General features: G+C 67.0%; 7 protein-coding genes. 2 read left to right on the top strand and 5 right to left on the bottom strand.

Features of this window, described 5'->3' with window-relative positions; genetic code table 11:
- Together AC5IG3_RS09140 and AC5IG3_RS09135 are read left to right on the top strand one after the other, a co-directional pair.
- A partial coding sequence (locus AC5IG3_RS09140) for a VWA domain-containing protein (RefSeq protein ID WP_491905983.1) occupies positions 1–320 on the top strand: 320 nt, incomplete at its 5' end.
- A 23-nt stretch (positions 321–343) separates the two neighbouring features.
- Entirely contained in the window at positions 344–868 is a 525-nt protein-coding gene (locus AC5IG3_RS09135) for an SRPBCC family protein (RefSeq protein WP_491905982.1), read from the top strand.
- A gap of 308 nt (positions 869–1,176) precedes the next feature.
- Here the strand turns inward: AC5IG3_RS09135 and AC5IG3_RS09130 are convergent, their stop codons facing one another.
- The 5 genes from AC5IG3_RS09130 to AC5IG3_RS09110 form a co-directional block, all read right to left on the bottom strand.
- The gene (locus AC5IG3_RS09130; protein ID WP_491905981.1) at positions 1,177–2,730 is read right to left on the bottom strand and encodes an alpha/beta hydrolase family protein; all 1,554 of its coding nucleotides are present in this window, start codon (positions 2,728–2,730) and stop codon (positions 1,177–1,179) included.
- A gap of 170 nt (positions 2,731–2,900) precedes the next feature.
- Positions 2,901–3,647, bottom strand: coding sequence for a DUF429 domain-containing protein (locus AC5IG3_RS09125; protein WP_491905984.1), 747 nt, complete (start codon positions 3,645–3,647; stop codon positions 2,901–2,903).
- Between the two features lie 68 nt (positions 3,648–3,715).
- Complete coding sequence (locus AC5IG3_RS09120) at positions 3,716–4,141, bottom strand: BLUF domain-containing protein (protein ID WP_491905980.1); 426 nt, start codon at positions 4,139–4,141, stop codon at positions 3,716–3,718.
- 13 nt (positions 4,142–4,154) lie between these two features.
- Positions 4,155–4,892, bottom strand: a complete 738-nt coding sequence (folE, locus tag AC5IG3_RS09115; RefSeq protein ID WP_491905979.1) for a GTP cyclohydrolase I — start codon at positions 4,890–4,892, stop codon at positions 4,155–4,157.
- A 103-nt stretch (positions 4,893–4,995) separates the two neighbouring features.
- A complete protein-coding gene (locus tag AC5IG3_RS09110; protein ID WP_491905978.1) occupies positions 4,996–6,693 on the bottom strand; it encodes an ATP-dependent DNA ligase in 1,698 nt (565 codons plus the stop codon).
- Positions 6,694–6,698 lie beyond the last annotated feature (5 nt).

Raw genomic sequence — 6,698 nt, 5'->3', positions numbered from 1 at the left:
ACCAGCGCTGGGCACGCCGCGTGCTATCTGGCGGGGCGACCGTCCTGTTGATCACCGACGGACTGGAGCACGGCGACACCCGCGCGCTGAGCTTCGAGATGGAACGGCTGGCCAAGAGCTGCCGGCGCTTGGTGTGGCTCAACCCGCTGCTGCGCTTTGATGGCTTCGAGCCGCGGGCGGCCGGCATCCGCGCGATGCTGCCGCACGTCGATGAATTCCTCAGTGCCCACAACATCGACAGCCTGGAACACCTGGCCCAGGTGCTGTCCACGCCTCCATCCGGTCCCCGCGCCAGCCTGAAACAGCTGCTGTCCCCCTGATTCAAAACTGCGAGTAAACCCCGATGCAACTCAGCAACACGCAAACCCTGCCTGTCAACCAGGCCATCGCCTGGGAATCCCTCAACGACATGACGCTGATCCAGCAGGCCATTCCCGGCTGCGAAGGCATCGTCACCACGGGCGAGAACGAATACGAAGTCATCGTGGTGGCCGCCATCGGCCCGGTCAAAGCCAAGTTCAAGGGCAAGCTCAAGATCAGCGACATCGTCGCACCCACGTCCTACAACCTGGCGTTCGAAGGCCAGGGCGGCGCGGCCGGTCACGGCAAAGGCAACGCCCAGGTCACGCTGACCGCCAAGGGCGACCACGAAACCGAACTCGCCTACGAGGTGCACGCCACCGTGGGCGGCAAGATCGCCCAGATCGGCTCCCGCCTGGTCGACATGGCCGCCAACAAGATGGCCAAGGAGTTCTTCGAGAAATTCACCGCCGCGCTGACCGAGCGTTATGCGCCAGCGGTGGCTGAAGGCGAGGCGGTCGCAGACGGCGGTGAGAAGAAGGGCTGGTTCAAGAAGTTGATCAGCTGAGAGGGGTCAGCATGATTCGCGCGTCCATCGCCCTGCTGGGCTTCTGCGCCGTGCTGTCAGCCTGCTCCGCTGACCAGCTTTACGCCACCGGTCGCAACGCCCAGCGTGTTGAATGCATGAGACAGGCGGATACCTCCGTGCAAGAGCGCTGCCTCAAGGATGCGGGCATGTCGCATGACGTTTACAAGAAGGGTGCCGATGCCGTGCGTCCATAGCTGATCGCACTCGGCACAAAACAAAAATGGCGACCCGATCAGGTCGCCATTTTCATGGGCGCTTGAAATCCGGGGCGCTCAGGCCCCGTGGGTTTACAGCTTGCTGAAGAAGCCCTCAGCCGCTGCCGCGCAGAACGGGGCCACGGTGGCGTGGTAGTTCTGCGAGATGGCCGAGGCGCTGGCCGTGGCCTGGGCGGTGGCGTCGCCACCGGCAGCAGCTGCCGCGGCAGCCGCCGCGGCGCCGATGCCCGCCTTGGTCTGCAGGAAGGCGCCCTTGGCGACGGCGAACGGGTCTGTCGCGCTGGTGGGCGCTTCATCGACGTTGACCAGCGTGCTGAGCGCCGACGGCAGCGAAGCCGCCGCCAGACGGCCCTGGACATAGGCCTGCGTCAGTTGCGCGTTGACGTAGAACACCGTCGGATCGTTGGCGCCGCCGCACATCAGCACGGGGCTGGTGGGCAGGTAGGTGCGCAGGTCGTTGGTCTTGGCGGCGACGCGCACCGGGTGAGCCGGGGTGCAACCCGCTACGCCCGCTGCGGTCTGGCCGGCAGCGCAGGCGTTGGCCTGGAGGTCGCCCAGCACGGGCAGTGCGTAGCTCGACTTGATCAGCGACTGCGCCGGGGTGCCGTAGAAGATGCTGAACGGGCTGGCGGCGTTGTAGACCGGCAGGTCATTGCCGAACAGCGCCAACTGCGGCAGCTTGCCGGTCGACACCAGGGTAGATGCAGCGGTGGTGCTGGGCAGCAGGGTTTCGATGCCGGTGGCGTAGGTGCTGGTGTAGAAATCAGCCGCCGTAGCGGTGGCTGAGCCATACACGTTGCCGTATGCCTTCTGCCAGCTGGTCGACAGCAGCGGCAGGAACAGCGTACCGCCCAGGATGGGCTGGCCGCCGAAGATGGCGTCGATGAAGGTGCTCATCGCATACGGGCCACTGCCGCCGGCCAGGCCGGTGACGGTCATGCCGGCAGCCTGCATGGCGCGCTGGGTGGCCATGGCGACGTGGCCGCCTTGCGAGTAGCCGGTCAGGAACAGCTTGCCGTTGTCGCTGGTGCCGTTGCCGATGCGTGCAATCGCTTTGCGGGCGGCGGTCAGCGCGTCGATCATGTCCTTGGACGACTGGTCGGCGTTGAGGTACGGGTGGTAGCCGAGCGTCGAGGCCTCGTAGCCGGCGTAGTTGGGTGCGACGACGATGTAGCCCTTGGCGGCATACATGGCGGCGACCAGGCCGGCCTCGGACGCGGCCGAGTTGGTGCTGCCCAGCAGCGCGATGTTGTAGTTCTTGTCCAGCGTGGTGCCGTGGGCGTAGACGACCACGGGACGCGGGCCGGTGCAGCCGGCGCCGCCGGTCGGGATCATCAGCGCGCCGGAGGCGTTGGTCTTCTCGCCCGCGCCGCCGACGGTGCCGTACTGGATATAGCGCACATCGATGCCGCACTTGACGGTGCCGGTGGCCGAGCCGGTGGTCAGCGTCAGCAGGCTCTTGCCGGCGTCGGTGGCGCCCAGGCTGGCACTGAACTGCGTGTTCGTGAGCGCAGCCAGCTGCGTAGGCGGATTCTTGACGAGCGAGCCGCGGTCGTTGGAGAGATCCACGGTGTCGGCGTCACCGCTGCTGCCGCCGCCGCAAGCGGCCAGTGCCAGGACTGACAAGGTGGTCAGGCCGGTGAGGAGTCGTCTGGAGGTGTGCATGGGCATGAAGGCTGAGTGGATTTAATAGAACGACCGTGCTTTTTAGCGTCGCAAGTATCCCTGCTCAACGAAGCTCGGCACAAACCGTGAAAACCCTTGTCCATGCGCAATCACGACAGGTGCCTGGTGTTTCAGGCGCTGAGGATCCAGCCTTCGAGCGGGTCGACCTCGGCCGGCCAGCCGTAGCGCGGCTGCGTGCTGGCCCAGGCGGCTTGGAGCAGGCAGAGCACGGCGTCGAGCCGGTCGCCGCTGGCGTCGGCCACCAGGCCTTCGTGCTGGGCAGGCCGCAGCCGCAGGCGCAGGCCGAGGCGGCCGTGGCCCATTTCCAGCGCATGCACCAGGCTCTTGCGCGCCAGCAGGCGCTCGGGCGTCTGCTTGGCGCTGTCGTCGCTCTTGTAGGACGTGTTGCCGATCAACTCGCGTGCCAGCAGGCCGGGATAGGCCTCCAGTGCGACGCGGCTGGCGTCGCCCGCGTGCAGGCCGGGTAGGTCGCAGCCGGCGGCCAGCAGCGCCGGCACGCCCGCGTGCAGCATGTAGGCCACCGGCGGGTTTACCCATTTCATGGACGGCGATGAGCCGGCGGGCTTGTCGCAGGCGCGGTGCGCAAACTTGCCACCTACGGGCCGGGCGTTGCAGAAGGCGGCGAACTGGTCGCGGATCTGCTCGCGGCTGAGGGCGGCGTAGTGCTGCATCAGCGCGGGCCAGTCGGTTGGCCAGCCGAGGGTCTGCACCAGTTCGCGCGGCAGGCCGAAGGGCAGGTCGAAGCCGCCCAGCCACGGGCCGGGCTCGCGCAGGCTGGCCTCGAAGGCGGCGGCGGCGTCAAAGCTGCGGATGTCATCGAGCACCACCACCGCGCCCGCGCGCCGGCCCAGCGCCATCACGATGGGCTTGCGGCGGGTGGGGCGGCTGGTGAAGTCGACGCCGCGCAGTTGCAGCGCGGCGGGCGTCAGACCGTGCGTCCGACGATGGAGGCGGTGGCGATGAGTTCCTCGACCAGCGCCATCGACGCGCGGCCCGACACCAAGAACGGGTCCAGCACCGGGCGGTCGCTGTACTTGAGCACGATGGACGGGTTCACGCGCGTCAGGTTGACCTGGCCCATGGTCCAGCCGGAGAAGCGGCGCTCGGAGATTTCTTCGTAGTACAGCACTGTGACGTCATGGTGGCGCCGGTCGCGCACGATGTCGTTGTAGAGCGTGTTGACCGTCGAGCGACCCCCTTCGAGCACCTGCATGAACACGTCGCCGCCGTAGCAGAGCACGCCGGTGATGCCCAGTGCGGGGTTCTTGGCGCGCGATTGCGCCAGGATCGAGTCGATCATTTCAGGCCCGACCGCGTCGGCGCGGCTGGCGTAGAGCATGCGAACCAGCATGGTGTGTGACCTTTCAGGATCTCTTGGAGGTGATCAGCGCGAGAAATTCGCGCCGCAGGTTGGCGTCTTTCAGGAAGGAGCCGCGCATGACGCTGTTGATCATCTTGGAGTCCATGTCCTTGACGCCGCGCCAGCCCATGCAGAAGTGGTCTGCCTCCATCACCACGGCCAGGCCGTCGGGCTGGGTCTTGTCCTGCAGCAGGTCGGCGACCTGGGTGACGGCTTCTTCCTGGATCTGCGGGCGGCTCATGATCCATTCGGCCAGGCGGGCGTACTTGGACAGGCCGATTAGGTTGGAGTGCTCGTTGGGCATCACACCGATCCAGACCTTGCCGATGATCGGGCACAGGTGGTGCGAGCAGGCGCTGCGCACGGTGATCGGGCCGACGATCATCAGCTCGTTGAGGCGCTCGGCGTTGGGGAACTCGGTCACCGGCGGCTGCGGCACGTAGCGGCCCTTGAAGATCTCGTTGAGATACATCTTGGCGACGCGGCGCGCGGTGTCCTGGGTGTTGTGGTCGCTCTCGGTGTCGATCACCAGGCTCTGCAGCACGCCGGCCATCTTGCCCTGCACTTCGTCGAGCAGCGCTTCCAGGTCGCCCGGCTCGATGAAATCCGAGATGTTGTCGTTGGCGTGAAAACGCTTTTGCGCCGCCTTGATGCGCTGGCGGATGCGTACGGAAACCGGCGTGCCTTCGTCCGAGTCGTGCAGCGCGTCAGGCGTATTGGAGGTGGGCAGCAAATTGGGCATCTTGGGTGAAGTCTGGGTGAAACTGATGAACGATTGAATACATGCTAGCAGGGCCGTTCTTCCCATGATTTCACGGGGTTGATGCGAGGTTTTGCGGCATTTTTTACGGCATTTGCTGCAAAAAAGCCATTAAATCCGGCAATGTTGCGGCGCTGTGCAGCGCCACGTCCTGGCGCAGGCGCAGCAGGCAGGGCGTGCGCAGCACCACGCCGCACTTGTGGCGGCGGCTGGCCTGCAAGCCCTCGAACGACAACTCCAGCACCAGCGTGGGCCGCAGGCTGCGCACCGGGCCGAATTTCTCGACCGTGGTCTGGCGGATGACCTGCTCGATCACCCGCCGCTCGGTGTCGCTCAGGCCGGCGTCGGTCTTGACGCAGGTCACCAGCTGCAGCGCGTCGGCCTGGGGCGGCTCGCGCCGGGTGATGGCGTCCAGCACGGCGTGGGCTTCAGCGGCGTCCACCGGCGTGCGGCTCCAGACCGCCAGCGTGTAGTCGCCAAAAGCGCTGACGGCACTGGCCTGCCGGCCTTGCGCCGCCTGCGCGTAGATCAGCACGGCGTTGAGGCGCTGCGCCGGCAGCTTCCAGCTGCGCCACGGTACTTCGGCGTCGTCGTACCGGCTGTGAGCCTGTTTGAGCACCAGCCCGGCCAGGCCCCGCGCCCGGCCGGCAGCCTGCTGCGTCGCGAGCGTGGTTTCATCATCTGTCACCCAATGTTGGGATATACGCAATTTTGTCTTCGACTGCAGTTCTTCAAGGCCCTGGCGGCGTTGCAGCCAGGGCAGGCGGCGCAGATCGACGCCTTCGGCTTCGAGCAGATCAAAAGCCAGCAGCTGCACCGGCGCCTCGGCCAGCTGCTTGCGGCTCGGTGCCTTGCGGCCCAGGCGGGTCGGCAGCAGGGCTTGCGGTCCGGGCTGTTCGTGGGCGCCATCGGGCCAGACCAGCAATTCGCCGTCCAGCACCGTGCCATCCGGCAGCGCCAGGGCTGCGGCCACCACGTCCGGAAAACATGCGTTGATCAACTCCCCGGCGCGCGACCACAGCCAGATCTGCCCGGCGCGCTTGACCAGCTGGGCGCGCAGGCCGTCGTATTTCCATTCGGCGTGCCATCCGGAGCCCATCCCATTGCCCGGTGTGAACGGCTGCGCGGCGGCCAACGGGTAGGGCGTGCCGGCGTGGCGGGTGGTGTCGTGGGCCGTATCAATCAGCGCCAGATAAGCCGCCGCGCCGGGTGCGGCGTGGGTGTAGCCCGCCAGCCGTTGGGCGATGACGGCGGCGGGCAGCCCGGCCTGTTCGGCCAGGGCGTGGTGCAACTGTTGAAGGTTCAGGCCCGGGCGCAGATGGCCGGCGATCAGCTTGTTGAGCAGCAGCCGGCCGGGCACGTCCAGCACGCCCCAGGCCCCCAACAGCCAGTGGGCTTGAGGCGCTGCGTCCTCGTGCAAGCGCAGTTCGGTCAGTCCTTGTTCGATCCAGTCGGCCAGCCCGGCGGCGGCGTCGGGCGGCCAGCATGGTGGCGCTGAATCATCGACGGGCAAGACCTTGGGCAAGACCAGCGCAATGGTTTCCGCCAGATCGCCTACAGCCGCGTGACTGGCTTCGAACAGCCAGTCGTCCAGCCCTGCGGCGGCTTGCGCCGTCTGGCGCAGCAGCGCGGCGGGCGCGGCCTGCCTGAGCTTGCCGCCTGCCAGCAGGTAGACCGCCCAGGCGGCGTCGGCGGGAGTCGCGTGGGACAAGTAGCTGCCCAGCGTGGCTGGTCCCTCTGACGGGGTCTCCAGTGCCGCCATGAGTCGCACAAAGGCTTGCATGGCGT

The organism is Leptothrix sp. (in: b-proteobacteria) (genome assembly GCF_965250675.1).
GTDB lineage: Bacteria > Pseudomonadota > Gammaproteobacteria > Burkholderiales > Burkholderiaceae_C > Sphaerotilus.
This window is presented reverse-complemented; position numbering and strand designations above follow the sequence as displayed.